This window comes from Lentimicrobium saccharophilum (assembly GCF_001192835.1).
GTDB lineage: Bacteria > Bacteroidota > Bacteroidia > Bacteroidales > Lentimicrobiaceae > Lentimicrobium > Lentimicrobium saccharophilum.
This window is the reverse complement of the sequence record NZ_DF968182.1, coordinates 643370-662058: the sequence shown is the minus strand read 5'-3', so window position 1 is coordinate 662058 and position 18689 is coordinate 643370. Positions and strand designations below refer to the sequence as shown.

Genomic DNA, 18689 nt, shown 5'->3' with positions numbered 1-18689 from the left:
ACGAAGATTTCGGAAAACTCAAAGATTCAAAGATTCAAAGATTCAAAAATTCAAAAATTCAAAAATTCAATTCCGCCAAGACGGGTAAAGGATTCAAAAAATATTCTGTGGTTTTTTGTGCTTCCGTGTTTTGGTGGCGACAAAATATTCGTGCATTCGTGGCCAAAAGATTTAAAGATTCAAAAATTCAAAAATTCAATTCCGCCAAGACGGGTAAAGGATTCAAAAAATATTCTGTGGTTTTTTGTGCTTCCGTGTTTTGGTGGCGACAAAACATTCGTGCATTCGTGGCCAAAAGATTCAAAGATTCAAAAGATTCAAAAATTCAAGAATTCAATTCCGCTTAAGCGGGTATAGGATTCCAAAAATTTTTTGTGGTTTTTTGTGCTTCCGTGTTTTGGTGGCGACAAAATCTTCGTGCATTAGTGGCTAAAAGATTCAAAAATCTGATTCATTTTTTATCTTCTAATCGCCCAAGCATTTCTTTTGGATCAAGGTCAATTTTTGAGAACGCGAACCAACGTTTTCCCAGGTCTTTCAGGGAGGCACCTATATGGTAAACGTCTTTTTGGTCGATAATCAGAAAGCGGTCGTGCGAGCGGGTGAATGATTTCACCTGAATCGGCGGGTATTGTGCTTTATGCTTTTGTATATCTGCTTCAAGTTGTTTTGTAATCGTGCCTGTAAAGATACTGGCTGAAACACCGGCCTTCCGTTTTGCCATCAGCAGCAATACTGATTCGTCAACATAGTTGTCGATTAAAACGATACTTTGCTTTGCCTCTTTGATCAACCCGGAAACAAAGTGCCAGGCATCAAAGATCTGACCGTCGAAGAAGATGCCTTCGTTTGGTTTTAAACCGGTATTGATGATCAGGTCAAATTTTTGATCATGTTCAAAGAGTTTTTTTTCAATTTTTTCAAACCGATGATCGTAAACATGACCTTTCAGAAGGTATTCTTTTAATACTGTATTAGCCCACCGCCTGAACAGTATACCCCGCTGAGATTTAACCCTGTATCCGACAGACAGAATCATATCCAGGTTATAATGCTCAACCTGATAAGTTTTGCCATCTGAAGCAGTTGTCGCAAATTTTGCGACAACAGGAATGGATTTAAGCTCTTCGCGAAGCGCATTGTTGATGTGCTTGCCAATAGTTTTGATATCCCTGTTAAATAAATCAGACAATTGTTGCCTGTTTAGCCAGACTGTTTCATCTTCGAGTCTCACTTCAATCTGGAAGTCTGAATCTGATTCCTTATAAATTATAATTTCCGCTTTCTCCATCTTTTCTTAATTTCCGGGCTGGAGTGAAAGTCTATACTTTTTACTTTATATTTTCCTTCAAACTGAGATATCAGGTTTTCCTTGACACCTGACCCGGGCTTTCTGATTCCTGATATATTACGATTTCAGCAGCGGAATGATTCAAAGGATTCAAGGATTAGCTTCGCTGAGCTCTCCCGAAAAAGAGTTCGGGACAGGCTCTTAGGTCGGTTTAAAGATTCAAAAGATTCAAAGATTCAAAGATTCAAAAGATTCAAAGATTAATATCGGTGGTCGAGCGATTCCGATAGCTATCGGAACGAGACCATCCGACAAATTGGATTCAAAAGTTCAATTCCGCTTGCGCGGGAGAAGGATTCCAAAAATATTCTGTGGCTTTTTGTGTTTCTGTGTTTTGGTGGCGACAAAACATTCGTGCATTCGTGGCGAAAAGATTCAAAGGATTCAAAAATTCAAAGATTAATTTCGGTGGTTGAGCGGCGGTGGTCAAGCGGGGGTGGTCGAGCGGGGGTGGTCGAGCGAAGCCGAGACCAGCCGAGATCAGCCGAGACCAGCCGATATTCAAAAATTCAAAGATTCAAAGATTCAAAAATTCAATTCCGCTAAAGCGGGTATAGGATTCCAAAAATATTCTGTGGTTTTTTGTGTTTCAGTGTTTTGGTGGCGACACTCACCTTGTCCCCCGCTCCCCTTGTCTCCTTGTCGTTCAATTAATTGTAAGGCTTATATACTTTAAATAATCGTCCTTAAAAGACCCGCAAATCTTACTTCCATTTACAGCTCCGCCCCGTCAGTCCCATTGGCACAGGATCTGTAAAGGGGTTAACGGACAATTTTCGAGTAACAAAATTACTCATTAATTATCATTTCCGTTAAAAGTAACCGGTTGAAATGCTGCATTTTTTAAAATAAATCAACCGGCCGTTTCCTGCTTCCGGTGATAATCCTACGAAAAGACAGCGGGCAAATATAGCACAAATCGCGGTACTTCAGCCTGAAAAAAATCTCTATCCCCGGACAAAAATATTTATATCTCTTTATTTTACAGCTCTTTAGACATTATCAATATTATACATCATCAGTAAAAAAGAAACATTTAACGGCTGCAGGCCTCCGCCGGCCGGTCTTAAAACTGAAACCTCCCCGAATAAGCAACGGTTTTACAGCCACGCTGGCGCGGACGTCCCGTCCGTGCATAAAATCAGACTTAGCAAGGTTTAAACGTCTTTATTATACCTGACAGGTTAGAAGAAAACCTGTTAGGAGAATCCTGGTCTCCTTGTCTCCCCATCTCCTTGTCTCCTTGTCACTCTCTGGAGAGTTTTCCTTTTCCGTGAGGAGTCCGTCCCTCGCCCCTCCTTCAAGCGTCCCACGTCCCCTTGTCCCCAGTTCTCCGAGGCCCCGTGGCCTGAACGATTTAATGGCAAAAATTAAGCTGTTTCAGCTGGGAGAACTATTAAAATATCAGGCAAATGCCAGGCTTTCACGATCAATCAGTTAAGAGCTTAATATTGACGGATTACACTTCTTTTCTTCTTCTACTTTTTGCTTGACCAAAAAGTAGCAAAAAGTCAAGGCTTCCCAAAAATGGCTGAAAACAGGCGAGCGTTTTGGCTGGAAGAAACGAAGGTTGTTACTTCATCCCTCTGCTGAATACCGATGTACAAAAATCACCCGTGCATCACCAACCATCATCACAAGCGTTTCTTCTTTATTTCGCGCTGCCTGTTTTCTTAACGCCATTTTTGGAAGGCCGGTCCTGTATCCACAATTATTCAATGATTTTAGTGAAAGACCTGATCCGAAACAAATCCAAAATCTCTCGTTATCCGACTCTCGCCGTCTCACGAGACAAGCAAAATCCGAAATCCGAACCAGAGCGAAGCGGAGTTCACCGAAGGTAAATTCTTCCCTCCTTGTCCCCCCGTCTCCTTGTCCCCTTGTCACTCTCTGGAGAGTTTTCCTTTTCCGTGAGGAAGCCGTCCCTCGTCCCTCCTCCAAGCGTCCCTCGTCCCTCCTCCAAAACACGTTTGCACAACTAAAGGAATAAAACTATATTTGAGCATCTCAAATACAGGAAATATGTCACACTGGCTGGAAGAGGCCGAGCGCAACGCTGCGGGCAGGAAAATATCTGATAAAGATGAACGGATAAGGCAGAAGATGCTGAGGGTGCAGGAAAACTACACCGGGGTGAAGACGAAGTATGATGAATTTATTTCCGGGCTTTACACCCTGATCAACCGGGCCAATAACCTGCCGGGGGAACGCCGCCGGCTCTTCGGCATGATCGACGCACGACCAAGGTCTTCGAAACTCGACAACCAACTGAACATCTTCTCAAGCAGCCGCAAGCTTGAGCCCCGGAAGTTGTTTGGGTTGCTGCCGCCTTTGTTTCCTGTGCAAATGAGGCTGGTAAGGGCTGTTTTTATCAGTGTTTCCGATAAACCGGGCATGATCGGCATTGAGTTCAAGGAGAAGCGCAGCCGCAAGCGGCGCGACAACGGCTTGCATGAGCATTACCGCGGGGGCATCCATGTGCTTCATAGTTTCAAGGCAGAAAGCCTGAGCGATGAACTGTCGCTGGAGATTATCGACTGGCTGGCCTTCAGTGCCGACCTGAAAGACCTCAGCTACCTCCTTTCCCATACGGAAAAAACCAGGATCATCAACGCGGACTAATATGACAAGGCGTTGTTGATCTTATTTTGCCAATATACCCGGCAGAACCGGTATTTGTGCTAATCCTGCACCGCCTTTTTTTTCCGGAAGACGAGGGGGATATTTTCGCGGTCGGGCGCACCGATTTCCACCAGTTCCCAGTCCTTATCATACGCATCGATGCGGTGCTTGAGCACGGTGAAGCGTTCCTGCGCCGAAGGGGCCGTCCCCTCCCAGTTAACAAGTTCCACGCGGTATTGCAGGGTTTTCTTCCGGCCGTTGATCCGGACTTCAATCTCCACGTTCTGTTCCGGCTCAGTGTCGGGAATCAGGATTACCACTTCTCTCATATCAGCTGGATTTATAGTGTTTGAGTCATTGGGTTTCAGTCATTGCCGGGTTCTGTCCTGATGCCCGAAGTGCCGCGTCCTGCCTTACTTTACCACTTCGAAAAGATAGATAATCGTTTTGTTGCTGTCGTAGATTTCCATTGCCGGCACCTGTGCATAACCCTTGTCCTTCATGTATTTTTTCAGGGCCGGGTACACTTTAACAATGCCGGCAAATACCGAAAGCTGGCTGCGAAATGGGATTTCGGAGGTGACATAAAGCTTTTCAGGGATTTCCATCAGGGTGTATTTCCCTTGCAGGGTTTTGATTCGGGCGGTATCCGCCGGTTCGAGGATGCATCCGGCGATGCTGCGCAACTCCGCCTCAGGGGTTGTTTTGGGATCATCATAATAAATCCCGAAACCCCTGAAGGTTTCGATGTTATCTTCCTCCTTGAGCCGCTCGTAAATACGGTCCATCACTTTGGCGGTACCTTTATACGGACCGGTATGTTCTTCATAAACCAGTATAAAAGGGCCCATGGTTTTCTCATGGATTTCGGAATTGCTGAAAAAGCCCGACCAGGCCAGGGCCAGCACAAGCAGGGTGGGGATCGTCAGCACGAAGATGATGATTGACACGCCGATTTTTCTTTTCATGTGAAACGGATTGATGCACATCTGTTACGGAATATTTCATTCCAATAATGTGCCATGATCTGTAATAGATTGATATTCTGAACTAAACAATAATGACCTGCGGCAAAGGATATCAGGAACGAACACCCCTTGTCCGTAAACGTACAGCCTGTTCAGCTGAAATCCGTTTTGCTAAAGGTCAACAAAAGAACGGTTTTGAAAGGAATGTGTTCAAGCGGGATTGAAAATACCCATAAACCTAACCCTATATCAACGGAAAGAGCCACGCATAAAGCTTCCGCCATGGCGGAGCAGGCTGCAATGACGCAAAGATGATTTTATACATCTTCTTTTCATTTTCAACCGTTGGCGCTGACGTCCCGTCCGTGCATAAAATCAGACTTAGCAAAGTTTAATCGGCTTTATTACACCTGACAGGTTAGAAGAAAACCTGTTAGGTGATTCCTGGTCCCCATGTCGCCTTGTCTCCTTGTCCCCTTGTCACGCACTGGAGAGTTTTCCTTCTCAGTGTGGAGGCCGTCCCTCGTCCCTCCTTCAGAATCCGTTCAGCTGCATCGTCACCGTCGGGATCAGCAGGAGGAAACCCAGGATAACCAGGATGATCATCAGGGGGGTAACCCATTTCACCCATTTGTTGAAAGGGATCTTTGCCACGCCAAGGGCGCCGATCAGCACGCCGGAGGTAGGGGTGATCATATTGGTAAAACCATCGCCAAACTGAAAAGCCATCACGGTTGCTTGTCGCGAAAGCCCGATCAGATCGGAAAACTGCGACATGATGGGCATGGTAAGGGCGGCCTTGGCCGAGCCGGAGGGGATAAAGATATTGATGGCCGTCTGCATCAGATACATGCTTCCTACGGTGGCCACCTTGCCCATATCTGCCATGGCGCCGGAGACATTGTGAAGCAAGGTGTCGATAATTTGTCCGTTGTTGAGGATGATGATGATGCCTCCCGCCAGCCCGACCACCAGCGCGGCGCCGGTGATGTCCTTCACCCCTTCGAGAAACAGCCGGGTGATGGTGTTGGGGGAATAATCCATTGAAATGCCTGAAAAAATACCCAGCGCCATAAACAGGGTGGCAATTTCCATAACGTACCAGCCGTAGCCCATTACCCCCACGATCAGCATCAGGATGGTAAACGAGAGCATATTGAGGATAAAGAAGTGCACCGATTTACGCAGGGAGAAGTAGCCGCCAATGGCAAATGCCACGGCCAGCACAGGAAAAACAGGCCAGACTACTGAAGCATTGCCTACAGTGAGACGGGTGGTGGACAAGGCAAAAGCACAATAGGCAAACACCGCGGTAAGTATGATCCAGCTGACCCAGGCCGCCTTCGGGGTTTCGAACTTTATGGCTTCTGTGGACTCCTCCTGACGGTTTCTCCAGTATGCATCTTCTTCATATACAGGCGATTTCTGCGGATGCTTCCGGATGCGGTGCATATAGCGCAGTATCCATGCGATGCCGACGATATTGATCACCACCCAGCAGAAGAAACGGTATTCAATGCCTGAAAAGAGCGGGAGGTGCGACAGTCCCTGGGCAATACCGATGGTGAAGGGGTTGAGCAGGGCGCCTGCAAACCCCAGGGCGGCGGCCACATAACACATATACAGTCCCGTGATGGAGTCATAACCCATGCTGATGGACAATGGTACGAATATAATTACGAAGGCGATGGTTTCTTCGCTCATGCCGAAAGTTGCCCCGAAAATACTGAAAAGCAATACGATAAGCGTAACGATGATATTATCGACCCCCAGCCGGCGGATGGTGCGCCTGTTTTCAAGACGGCGTGCCCTTTTGAGAAAGGAAAGTATTCCAACGTCTATTGCTTTGCTGTGGTTCATGATCCAGAAGGCACCGCCGATCATCAGGATAAAGACAATGATATCCGCCTTGTCGACAAATCCGTCGAAAAAAGCCGAGAACACCTGCCAGGTCTGTGGCTGGCTTTCGGTGTAACTAAAGGAGTCATCGGCGATCACTTCGCGTTCTGTCCCGTTGATTTCCACTACTGTGCGCTCATAGCGCCCTCCGGGAATTACCCAGGTAAGAAACGCCGAGAAAAGGATCAGATAGAAGATAATAACGTAAGTATGGGGAAATTTCCTTGTTTTGGCCATAGCTTGTACATTGAATTACAAAAATAGAAATTCCCGGCAATCACCAGGTAATACAGAGAGAAAAGACAGGATATATGCCGGTAGAGCAGCATGATTTATACCCCGCAGCCTGAGCGGTTAAATGAGGAAAGCTATCCTTGAATTCAGACATGCTGTTGTTGTATCCGGGTGTTCCGGTGTTCGGGTGCTTAGCGAAGCAGCTTGCCCCGTTACTTCGACGGGGAAGTCCCGCAACTGCGGGGTTCGGGTGTTCTTGTCCCCGGGCACGTAAAATGCTGCGCAATATAAGAATCACACCTGTTGCGGGACAAGTTGCGCCTGATGTGGTTCATTATTCATGGTGCAAGCTGCTGCTGGTGCGGACGTCTCATCCGGGCAAAAAAATCAAACCTAGCAAGGCTTATTCGCCTCTTTTACACCTGACAGGTTAGAAGAAAACCTGTCAGGTGAATCCTGGTCCACTTGTCTCCCTTTCTCCCCCTCTCCCCCCTTCAGAAAACCCTACCTGAATCTCAGCAAAATACTCACCACTTCAGGCCGGTGGCCGGTTCGCACCGGCGGGCCCCAGCCACCAAATCCCGGGGATACGTATATATGAGTGTTTCCTTTCTTTTTATAGCCCATACTCACCTCATACACGGCGCGGGTGATAAAATTGAGCGGCCACAATTGTCCGTGGTGGGTGTGTCCCGACAGCTGCAGGTCCACTCCGGCTTCCATGGCTTTATCCAGTGCAAAGGGCTGATGGTCGAGCAGGATTACCGGCCGGCTGAGGTCTGCGCCCAGCAGCAGCTCCTTCACCTCTTTCCGGGGTTTTCCGCTGAAGCGGTTTTTATCGCGGTCTTCGCGTCCGGCCACATAAAAAGCATCCGCAACCTTCACCACGCTGTCGCGCAACATGGTAATGCCATGCGCTTCAAGGTATTTTACCGCCGCTTCGGCACCGCCGATATACTCATGGTTTCCGGTGATGCCGTAAACGCCCAGCGGAGCTTTGAGGCGGGTGAGCGCTTCGCCCAGGTTCTGACGGATTACGGGAGCCAGGTCTTCATCCACAATATCGCCGGCCAGCAATATAATATCCGGATTCAGGGCATTGATCGAATCCACCAGCTTACCAGTGCGCCTTGGCCCGATCAGCGTACCCATATGGATATCCGAAGCCATGGCAATCTTCAGCTCCTTCAGCCCGTTGGCTTCTTTCGGGATGTCGAGTACCAGCTTAGTGGTCTTCGGGGTAATGGCATTGATATAACCGGCCAGCACAATGATGGCTGTTGCTGCCATACCCAGGTAAAGGACGTTAAGCTTCCCGCGGGAAGTATGCAGTATCTGCGGTAAAAAGCCGGTGAAATGGTCGGCGAGGCGAATAAGGTCGATCAGCACAACCATAAGGAACCCATACAGCATCACGGCAAGCCAGAAGGCTCCCACCCAGGTGAGCAAATCGCTCATTACCGAGAGATAGGCCCGCTCGAGAAAACGGCCGGCCACATAAGCCGAGGCCAGGATCAGAAAACCCCAGCGGAACCAGCCCCTGAAGCTGCTGTCGGCAGGAATCGCCTGCATTGACCTTGCATAAATATAATAGTTGACCGAAGCGTATATCAGCAGCACAATGCTGAAGAAGACCAGAAACTGATAGGATTTCATTATTTGACAATCATTAATTAAGGGCAATATAAACAACTGTAAATGTATTAAGTTTTAAGCAGTACCGGGTACAGGCTTTGCGGGACTGAACGAAACGGCCGGTGGCCCAATTTTCCGCATGGCATACAGTCTGCGGTACGGCCTGTTATGCTCTTTTCAGTATGACTTTGGAAATCTGAACGATTCCCTCAGGAAGCTGTTCAGGATAGAATGAAAAACATGAATGCATTATCTTTGTAAAAAAACAGGTATGAGAATAGATTATGAGATCAAACTGGGCTTTAAGGACGTGATGTTCAGACCGAAACGTTCAACCCTCAAAAGCAGGAGCCTGGTAAGGCTCGAACGTACTTTCCGGATGCTGCACACGCAATCGGAATGGACAGGCATTCCGGTAATGGCTGCAAATATGGACACAACAGGCACTTTTGACATGGCGCTTTCACTGTCAGGTATGAAGCTGTTTACCGCCATTCATAAGCATTACACGCCGGATGAATGGAAGCGGTTTATGGATACCGCACCCACGGGAATCGAAGACTATATCGCGGTAAGCACAGGAACAGGGCAGGATGATTTTGAGAAACTGACAGCAATTTTCACTGCCTATCCCCGCCTCAGGTTTCTGTGTATTGATGTGGCCAATGGCTATTCGGAACATTTTGTGGCTTTTGTCAAACAGGCGCGCAAAAGGTTTCACGACAAGGTAATCATTGCCGGGAATGTGGTGACCGGTGAGATGGTTGAAGAATTGCTGTTATCCGGCGCCGACATTATTAAAGTCGGCATCGGGCCGGGATCGGTGTGTACCACCAGGGTAAAAACCGGGGTTGGATACCCGCAATTGTCGGCCATCATCGAATGCGCTGATGCAGCACACGGTCTTGGCGGACTGATTATCAGCGACGGAGGCTGCTCCACGCCCGGCGATGTAGCCAAAGCCTTTGGTGCCGGGGCCGATTTTGTGATGCTCGGAGGGATGCTTGCCGGACACGATGAGAGTGGCGGGGAACTTATTGAAAAAGACGGTAAAAAGTTCAGAATGTTCTATGGGATGAGCTCGGCCACCGCCATGGAAAAACATGTGGGCGGCGTAGCCGATTACCGCGCCAGCGAAGGCAAAACAGTCGAAGTCCCTTATCGTGGCAAAGTTGAAAATACCGTTCAGGATATACTTGGCGGCCTGCGCAGCACCTGTACCTATGTCGGGGCTTCCCAACTGAAAGAGCTGAGCAAGAGAACTACATTCATACGCGTGGCGGAACAGGAAAATCAGGTCTATACCGATTAGGAATTTTGCCTGAATTTGATTTGTTCAAGTATAAACGGCTTTATTACACCTAACAGGTTATAAGAAAACCTGTTAGGTGAATCCTGGTAACGGTTGGCGGGGACGTCCTAATCCCTTGTTCGGCGTAGTCTGTGACTACATCGAAACAAATCCGGACCGGAGCGAAGCGGAGTTCACCGAAGGTAAATCCAAAATCCGATCCCGATAACAATCGGGACCCCGGCTGCACCGGGTGGATTGCCATGAAAATACAAATGCAGGTGCACCTTGATAAAACCATTGCACCAGTTAACTGCATCATTCCGGATTACCGCCCCTGACGGTAATCTATCCGGGTGAAAAGTACATTTTAATTAAACTCCCGCAGCGACTCCTGCACCCCCTTGTTCGGCGTAGTCTGTGACTACGTCGAAACAAATCCGGACCGGAGCGAAGCGGAGTTCACCGAAGGTAGATCCGATCCCGATAACGATCGGGACCCCGGCTGCACCGGGTGGATTGCCATGAAAATACAAATGCAGGTGCACCTTGATAAAACCATTGCACCAGTTAACTGCATCATTCCGGATTACCGCCCCTGATGGTAATCTGACCGGGTGAAAAGTACATTTTAATTAAACTCCCGCAGCGACTCCTGCACCCCCTTGTGGATCTCGTACCAGAAGTCGAGCGCGGCTTCTTTGGGAATGGCTTCAAAGGCATCCAGCCATTTATTGAACTCCTCACTGTCCAGCCCCTCTTCTTTTTTGCGGCGCAGAAAGCTGGCAATATATTCGAAATTCCGCTCCGATTCCCAGAATACCGAGCTGTTTCGGCCGTTGATCCGGCTGGCAGTGAAGCGGATGGATTCCATAAATTTTTCTCCCAGTCCGTAAAGCGATTCCACGATCTCGGGCACCATCTCTTCGGCCCACAGCCGGTGGAACCGGCAGATACCCATGTTGTCGATGATCAGCTCGGCCAGCATGCGCTGTGCATTTACCCTGCCCAGCTCACGGGGCGATACGAACTCATCCCCGTAGTACATGTAATATTTCCCCATGATGGCCATGGGCGACAGTGCGCCCGGGGTCCAGTACTGGTTGGGGACCATCCATCCCTTTCGCGCATAAGCGGTATAAACGAAGCGGTTCAGCAGGTTGACCCCTTTCGCGCGTGAAAGCCTGCGCCCGTATTTGCGGGCACCTTCTTTCAGATTGATGGTGCCTGCAATGATGCTGTCGAGGATTTCACATCCCAGCAGGGCGTTGTGCATGGAATCTTTTACGATATCAAAGTTCTGCGGGTTAAATACCGGTTTTGCACTTACTCCCAGATCGGCAGGCTGCAGCTCCCCGGCATCGAGGCATTCCATCAGCCAGGAGATTACCCCGCCCACCGAGATGGCATCGAAGCCGAGCATATCGGCATGATGGTTCAGTTTTTCGGCAGCCCGCTGGTCAAAGATGCCGCTCAACGGACCCATGGTCTGGTAAGGCTCATAATCCTTCTTGTATTCGTCGCGCAGCTTCTTGCAGACGGCAGCGCAGGGTTCTCCGCAGGTAGCCTGTTGCCTGGTCTTGATGGTCTCCTCATTGAACTGTTTCAGGTAGTGATCGAGGATAAACTCCTTTTGCAACTTCTGGCGGAGTTCTTTGCTCCAGTTCATCGACTGATAATTAAACGCCAGCAGTTTGCTGCCCATGGTGGCATAGTTTACGCCGAACGTGCCCCCGGTATCAAAGTTTGGATCAAACCGGTATTTGGTGGTGATTTCAAGGTCTTTGGCTGCCAGTTTCCTGGCATAGCGGTTTTCGAACCATTCATCGGCTACCTTACGGTCGCGGAAGTCTTCATCGATATGGGTACCCCCGTAAATTACCGCTGCAATGCCGTGTTCCTGAAGTAATGCCGAGCCAAAGCCGCCCCTGCCTGCCCAGGTATCCACATTAGAAAGCGCCCCGCGTTTAACCGGCACAGAGGCAACACCGCCGAAATCGGTAACCATCGCCGCAGGCCCCGTGGCAAGAATACGTGGTTCGTTTTCATAACGGGGCCGGTATTGCTCAAAAACATAATCCATCAGGGAATAGATGCCTCCCCGGCCTTCGTACCATATCCTGTTCAGATCGAGCGGAGCAATTTCAACCTGAATCTCTTCCCCGTGCACACGGTTGAGGTAAAGTACGGAAGGCACCGGCGCTTTGCCGACAATGGAAAGCATATTGATGCCAAGATTGTCGAAAACCAACCCGGCCCCGCCCATGGAGGAAATGTAAAAACCGCCCCAGCAGGGAGAAAATCCGGTGAATATCAGCCGGTTGGATCCCGGAAAAATAGAACCGGAGAGCAATCCGACACCAATGTTCAGACTTTTGTAACGCCCGGCCAGGTGTAGACCGAGATCGACAGGCCCGAAGAAATCACCAACCTTGTATTTCCTGATGCGGTAAAATGCATCGGTTGCATTGACGAAAAGCACTTTAAGGGTAGAGTCCATGTCCCGGATCTTTAATGGTACAATTTATCAAAGATAAGGCTTGGAAACATGAATTAAAAGTATCCGTGAGGGATTTTAAGTCCCATACACCAGATACTCCATTTCAGCGTAGTCTGTGACTACATCGAAACAAATCCGAACCGGAGCGAAGCGGAGTTCACCGAAGGTAAATCCGAACCAGCTTACTCCCGGCCATCCAGGAACTTCATCAGCTCCTCCTTACTGCTGCTGAAGGTAAACACATCGGCAACCTGATAATAATTATCACGGTCGGTGGTAAATTCCCAGGCAAATTTGGCCATCTCAAGCCTTGAATCGTCAAAACTGAAGAGTTTCAGCATCTCTTTGATCTGCACCGTAGTGAAGCACTGTTTGCTGCGCAGTATCTGCTTGGCCAGGGTGACTTTGGTGCTGTTGAAGCTCTCCTTCCGGATGGATGCCATGATCTGGTTAAACTCCTCGTCCGGCACAAAGCAGGGAGGCTGTTCTACCGGAATATCAGCGGGTAACGGTTGATTGATCAGCTCATTGTAAGCAGCTTTGTTGGGAATATGGGCAAAGAGCTGGGCGCCATACTGCAGGTTTCCCGGATCGAAAATGGTACTGATTGCATTGCGGAAAAATACCAGACGGTTGCCCTCCGATTGAAGGAGAGAAGAAAGTTTCATGGCCTGGGATACGCTCAGGCAGTTGTTCTGAGCAATCTGCGACAGCAGCAGCGCCCGGTTACTCTCCGAGGTGTTGGACTGCACCTGTGCGGCCAGCCTGAGAAAATCATCCTCACGTATAGGGTAGTTGCAATTGGAAGGCCCGCGGTAATTCTCATACACCGGGTATTCCAATGCCGGAAAATTCAGGCTCAGAGGCGGTTCATAAGGAGGCAGGTAATCGACAGGACGGCTTTCGACCGACTTTACATAGTCGTGCAGCATGAAAACCGTGGAGAAATAAGCAAAAGCATCATATACATAATAGAAGTTTTCCCGGTCAACCGTGTTGTGCCAGGCGGCCTGTGCAAAATTGAGGCGGCTGAAGTCATCGATAAACAGTTCGGCGATCGAGCGTACCTGCTCCACAGACAGACAATTCCCGGTTGCGACTGCCACAGCCACTTTCAGTTTCAGTTCTTCGGTTGGCTGTAGCGAAACGGAACGCTGTTTCTGCCTGAAGATATGATCGGGAAGCGGTACATCGCAACGATGTGGCTGCGGGCGCTGGCCCAGCACCAGCATGGCCGGGATAATAAGAATAAGGGTAAAGATGCTTGCTTTCATATATTTATCTGATTATGTGTGTTCTCCTTCGGATTCAACCAAACTTAAAAAAAATGCGCTCCCCGTCCCATTTAGTCCCGCTTCAATTACTTCTCCTTCATCCACTCAAACGTGCTGTAATGCTCTCCATTCATGCCCACACGGGTATATACCTGTTGTGCCCTCAGGTTGGTCCGGTCCACATAAAGCCTGATACCGGAGACCTCTTTGCGTTGCATCACCATTTTTTTCACATAATCATACATCATGCCGAAAATGCCGGATTTGCGGTTTCCGGGCAAAACATATACCGATTGCAGCCACCATACCCATGCATTGCGCCAGTCGCTCCACTCCGGGGTTACCATCAGGCAGCCGGCACGAATGCCTCCGGTTTCAGCCAGAAGATAAAAACCGCGGCCGGAATCGTTAAAAACCGCCTCTACGCCCTTTTCAACAATATGCGGTTCCAGCCTGAGCTGTTCGGTTTCGAACGCCATACTGAGCTGACTGTCAATGATAAACTGAATATCAGCCTCGGTGGCGGGGCGGATGTTGACGGATGGCAAGGTTGTCATTACAGCAGGGATATATTATGCAAAGTAAATGGATAGCGATGAAAAATAACAGATTTTTTTCTGCTCCATAAGAATCTATGAAAAAAACATGACCTCACTTACCTTGTTCGGCGTAGTCTGTGACTACGTCGAAACAAATCCGAACCGGAGCGAAGCGGAGTTCACCGAAGGTAAATTCAATCCCTATAACGATCGGGACCCCGGCTTGCGCAAACGTCCCGTCCGTGCAAAGAGTTTGACATATCGAGGTCTAAGCGTCTCTATTACACCTAACAGGTTAGAAGAAAACCTGTTAGGAGGATCCTGGTACAGGTTGGCGCGGATGTCCCGATTCTTTCCAGCTTTCTCCCCTGATGGCGCGGACGTCCTGTCCCTGCCACACCCTCCCTAACTTCCTCAATTCTCTCATGCTCTCATCCACTCATTTCCACATTCTCACATTCTCACATTCTCTCCCTTGTTCGGCGTAGTCTGTGACTACGTCGAAACAAATCCGAACCGGAGCGAAGCGGAGTTCACCGAAGGTAAATTCAATCCCTATAACGATCGGGACCCCGGCTGGCGCAAACGTCCCGTCCGTGCAAAGAGTTTGACATATCGAGGTCTAAGCGTCTCTATTACACCTAACAGGTTAGAAGAAAACCTGTTAGGAGGATCCTGGTACCGGTTGGCGCGGATGTCCCGATTCTTTCCAGCTTTCTCCCCTGATGGCGCGGACGTCCTGTCCCTGCCACACCCTCCCTAACTTCCTCAATTCTCTCATGCTCTCATCCACTCATTTCCACATTCCCACATTATCACATTCTCTCCCTTGTTCGGCGTAGTCTGTGACTACGTCGAAACAAATCCGAACCGGAGCGAAGCGGAGTTCACCGAAGGTAAATTCAATCCCTATAACGATCGGGACCCCGGCTTGCGCAAACGTCCCATCCGTGCAAAGAGTTTGACATATCGAGGTCTAAGCGTCTCTATTACACCTAACAGGTTAGAAGAAAACCTGTTAGGAGGATCCTTGTACAGGTTGGCGCGGATGTCCCGATTCTTTCCAGCTTTCTCCCCTGATGGCGCGGACGTCCTGTCCCTGCCACACCCTCCCTAACTTCCTCAATTCTCTCATCCTCTAATCCTCTCATTTCCACATTTCCACATTTCCACATTTCCACATTCCCACATTCTCTCTCTCCCCTTCATCCCTGATTCACTTCCTTGAATGTCAGCAGAAATTAATCCCGCAATGCGATTTGTTCTCTTCAGGCATCATTTTTATCTATTTTTGCACTTTCTTTTCAGAAATGAACCGGGAGTTCTTTCCTGAACAATGACAGATTAAACCCTCATTCAATGAGCGAGCAAATCAAGCACGAATGCGGCATTGCCATGGTAAGGCTGCTGAAACCCCTGGAGTATTACCTTAACCGTTACGGAACCTCCACCTGGGGCCTCAATAAGCTGCATCTGCTGATGGAAAAGCAGCACAACCGGGGGCAGGACGGAGCCGGTATCGCCTGTATCAAGTTCGATCCCAAACCGGGCTCCAAGTATATCAATCGTCACCGTTCAAACTCAAACACCCCGATTGCCGACGTATTTAAATGGGCTTATGAAGAGATCCGCGATTCGGTGAACGATCATCCCGAAAGGCTGCGCGACCTGCAATGGCTTAAATACAACACCGGCTTTTCGGGAGAGCTTTTCCTGGGTCACCTGCGTTACGGCACCTTCGGGAAAAACAATATACAAAACCTTCACCCGGTAATAAGGGCCAACAACTGGATGACACGCAACCTGGTACTGGCCGGGAACTTTAACATGACCAACGTCGACGAGCTTTTCAACCGCCTGCTTGATCTGGGACAATACCCGGTGGAAACCTCCGACACCATTACCATTCTCGAGAAAATCGGTCATTTTCTGGATGAAGAAAATGAAAGGCTTTATGCCAGATACAAAGCTGAAGGTTACAGCAAAAAGGAAATTACCTCCAAGATCGCCAGGGCCCTCGACGTTGCTGAAATATTGAAGAGGTCGGCCTGTAACTGGGACGGAGGCTATGCCATTGCCGGGCTTTTCGGACACGGCGACGCTTTTGTGCTGCGCGATCCATCGGGAATCCGGCCTGCATTTTATTATCAGGATGAGGATGTGGTGGTGGCGGCATCGGAAAGGCCGGTGATACAAACCGCCCTGAATGTGCACCACAGCCAGGTGAAGGAGCTGCTCCCCGGACAGGCGCTGATTGTGGAAAAAGACGGGAAGGTTTCGCTGACCTCCATACTTGAACCTGAAAAAAAGCTGGCCTGCTCCTTTGAAAGAATTTATTTCAGCCGGGGTACGGATGTGGATATTTACCAGGAACGCAAGAGACTTGGTAAAGTGCTCACCCCTGCCATCCTGAGGGCTGTAAACCATGACCTGAAAAATACCGTCTTTTCATATATCCCGAATACGGCCGCCGTAGCATATTATGGAATGGTTGAGGAGTTGGGCATCTTTTGCGACACCATAAAAAAAGACCTTATCCTCAAAGAGGGACCCGGACTTACCCCTGCAAAGATGGACGAGATATTCAGCCTGAGACCCAGGGTAGAAAAAGTGGCCGTGAAAGACATTAAGCTCCGTACTTTTATCACCCAGGATAATGCCCGCGACGATCTTGTTGCCCATGTATATGACGTCACCTATGGCATCGTTAATGCCGGAACCGATAACCTGGTGGTTCTTGACGACTCCATTGTAAGAGGTACAACCCTAAAAAAGAGCATTATCCGCATACTTGACCGCCTCGGCCCGAAGAAAATCGTGATTGCATCTTCTGCCCCTCAGATCCGTTACCCTGACTGCTATGGCATTGATATGACAAAGTTGGGAGATTTCATTGCCTTTATTGCCACCATTGAATTGCTGAAAGAACACAAAATGGCCGGCATCATCAATGAGGTTTACCTGAAATGCAAGGCACAGGAAAAACTGCCTAAGGAAGAGGTGGTGAACCATGTTAAAGAAATCTACAAACCTTTCACCGCTGAGCAGATATCAGCCAAGATATCCCAACTGGTTACCCCTGCTGACTGCAGGGCCGAGGTACAGGTGGTTTACCAGACCATTGAAGACCTGCACGAAGCCATTCCCAACCACACCGGCGACTGGTATTTCACCGGCAACTACCCCACCCCGGGCGGCAATAAGGTGGTGAACCGCTCGTTTATCAACTACATAGAAGGGCGCAACGAAAGGGCTTACTGAGCAAGGAAAGTAACAGTTTCTTTCAGCAGGTCTGCCGCCAGGCAGGAATGCACCGGTATAACCGCTACCAGGTCGCCCGGACTGAGCGAGGCTGCCCACCGGCTGCCCGCGCGCATCATGCCATGTTCCTGAGAGAGAGAAACCATATAATCTTCTCCTTCCGGAAGCCTCCATCTACCCCCGGTAAAGGGTACAGCCAGGCCATAAATTTTACTGCCATCAGGATGCATCTGATATTCTTTCGATAAATGCACCGCGCCACCATAGATAAGCGCCTGATTTCGTGATGGGTAAACCGACACTACCGGACATATCACCGCAGCAGCAATCTGACCGAACCGGCAACTGCCCAGCCTGAGCTGCATCAGATCGTAATACACAAAATTACCCGGCCGGATCTCATCCGCACCGCTGAAGTCATCGTCGATACTGCAGGAGGGGGTGTCGCCTGTCGAGGTAATCAGTCCGGGAAAACGCCCGCTGTAGACCTCTTTCAGTCCTTCCAGCCGGGCGCGGCTTTCACGGGAGACCTGCAGCACCGCCTCAGGACTTTCGGCCATATAGGTTTGTCCGGCATGAGTCAGAAATCCCCTGAAATCCAATGGGCCGGCCGCCGCCACCGACAGAATGGCCTCCATGGTTTCACGGTCACCGGGCAACACACCGGCACGGTGGTAGCCGGTATCCACCTTTATAAAAAAACCGGCAGCCTGCTTCAGCACTTTTGCCAGGGCTGCCGCCTGCTCCGGACTGTCAAAAAGCACATTCAGCTTTATCCTTGCAGCCAGTGCGCTGACCTCCTCTGTTTCCCTGATATTCAACGGAAAAGCAATGGTGATGTCGTTCCAGCCCGCATCGGCAAACTGTCTTGCCATACTAACTGACGAAACCGTAATGGCGGTAACTCCCGCCTGCCGGAACCACATTCCCACTTCCACCGACTGATGGGTTTTAAAATGCGGCCTGAACTGCACGCGAAGCCGGGCGGCCTTTGCCGCCATTATCCGGATGTTTTCGCGGGCAATGCGCTCATCAATGCACAGGGTGGGCTTGCATATATCCATGGATTCAGCTTTTTTATAATTATAAAACCCGGCCGGAAATCAGCGGGGATA

The 18689-nt window shown here is 49.3% G+C and carries 12 protein-coding genes; 3 read left to right on the top strand and 9 right to left on the bottom strand.

All coding sequences use genetic code 11. The features are described 5' to 3' along the window. Positions 1-451: 451 nt before the first annotated feature. Positions 452-1291: a virulence RhuM family protein gene (locus tag TBC1_RS02300; RefSeq protein WP_062037921.1), complete on the bottom strand. Its 840-nt coding sequence runs from the start codon at positions 1289-1291 to the stop codon at positions 452-454. A gap of 2082 nt (positions 1292-3373) precedes the next feature. Here TBC1_RS02300 and TBC1_RS02290 point away from each other — a divergent pair. Next, entirely contained in the window at positions 3374-3973 is a 600-nt protein-coding gene (locus tag TBC1_RS02290; RefSeq protein ID WP_062037915.1) for a hypothetical protein, read from the top strand. Between the two features lie 59 nt (positions 3974-4032). Here TBC1_RS02290 and TBC1_RS02285 read toward each other — a convergent pair whose 3' ends face one another. From TBC1_RS02285 to TBC1_RS02270, 4 genes are all read right to left on the bottom strand, one after another. After that, entirely contained in the window at positions 4033-4302 is a 270-nt protein-coding gene (locus tag TBC1_RS02285; RefSeq protein ID WP_062037912.1) for a hypothetical protein, read from the bottom strand. Between the two features lie 84 nt (positions 4303-4386). Next, positions 4387-4941 (bottom strand): GyrI-like domain-containing protein, encoded by a 555-nt coding sequence (locus TBC1_RS02280; protein ID WP_172668807.1) that lies wholly within the window; start codon positions 4939-4941, stop codon positions 4387-4389. A gap of 534 nt (positions 4942-5475) precedes the next feature. Beyond that, the gene (locus TBC1_RS02275) at positions 5476-7077 is read right to left on the bottom strand and encodes a YfcC family protein (RefSeq protein ID WP_062037906.1); all 1602 of its coding nucleotides are present in this window, start codon (positions 7075-7077) and stop codon (positions 5476-5478) included. Positions 7078-7578: 501 nt separating this feature from the next. Then, positions 7579-8730: a metallophosphoesterase gene (locus TBC1_RS02270; protein ID WP_062037903.1), complete on the bottom strand. Its 1152-nt coding sequence runs from the start codon at positions 8728-8730 to the stop codon at positions 7579-7581. 250 nt (positions 8731-8980) lie between these two features. On the opposite strand from TBC1_RS02270, the gene TBC1_RS02265 reads away from it, so the two are divergent. After that, on the top strand, positions 8981-10021 hold the full coding sequence (locus tag TBC1_RS02265) for a GMP reductase (protein ID WP_062037900.1): 1041 nt from the start codon (positions 8981-8983) through the stop codon (positions 10019-10021). 610 nt (positions 10022-10631) lie between these two features. On the opposite strand, the gene TBC1_RS02255 is transcribed toward TBC1_RS02265, so the two are convergent. The 3 genes from TBC1_RS02255 to TBC1_RS02245 form a co-directional block, all read right to left on the bottom strand. After that, complete coding sequence (locus tag TBC1_RS02255) at positions 10632-12500, bottom strand: aldehyde ferredoxin oxidoreductase C-terminal domain-containing protein (RefSeq protein WP_062037894.1); 1869 nt, start codon at positions 12498-12500, stop codon at positions 10632-10634. 182 nt (positions 12501-12682) lie between these two features. Further along, positions 12683-13774, bottom strand: a complete 1092-nt coding sequence (locus TBC1_RS02250) for a DUF4476 domain-containing protein (RefSeq protein WP_062037891.1) — start codon at positions 13772-13774, stop codon at positions 12683-12685. Between the two features lie 86 nt (positions 13775-13860). After that, on the bottom strand, positions 13861-14331 hold the full coding sequence (locus tag TBC1_RS02245; protein WP_062037888.1) for a GNAT family N-acetyltransferase: 471 nt from the start codon (positions 14329-14331) through the stop codon (positions 13861-13863). 1341 nt (positions 14332-15672) lie between these two features. Between TBC1_RS02245 and TBC1_RS02240 the strand changes: the two genes are divergently transcribed. Further along, positions 15673-17574: an amidophosphoribosyltransferase gene (locus tag TBC1_RS02240; RefSeq protein ID WP_062037885.1), complete on the top strand. Its 1902-nt coding sequence runs from the start codon at positions 15673-15675 to the stop codon at positions 17572-17574. Here the strand turns inward: TBC1_RS02240 and TBC1_RS02235 are convergent. Next, positions 17568-18638, bottom strand: a complete 1071-nt coding sequence (locus TBC1_RS02235) for an alanine racemase (protein WP_062037882.1) — start codon at positions 18636-18638, stop codon at positions 17568-17570. The two genes, TBC1_RS02240 and TBC1_RS02235, sit on opposite strands and share 7 nt — an antisense overlap. Between the last annotated feature and the right edge of the window lie 51 nt (positions 18639-18689).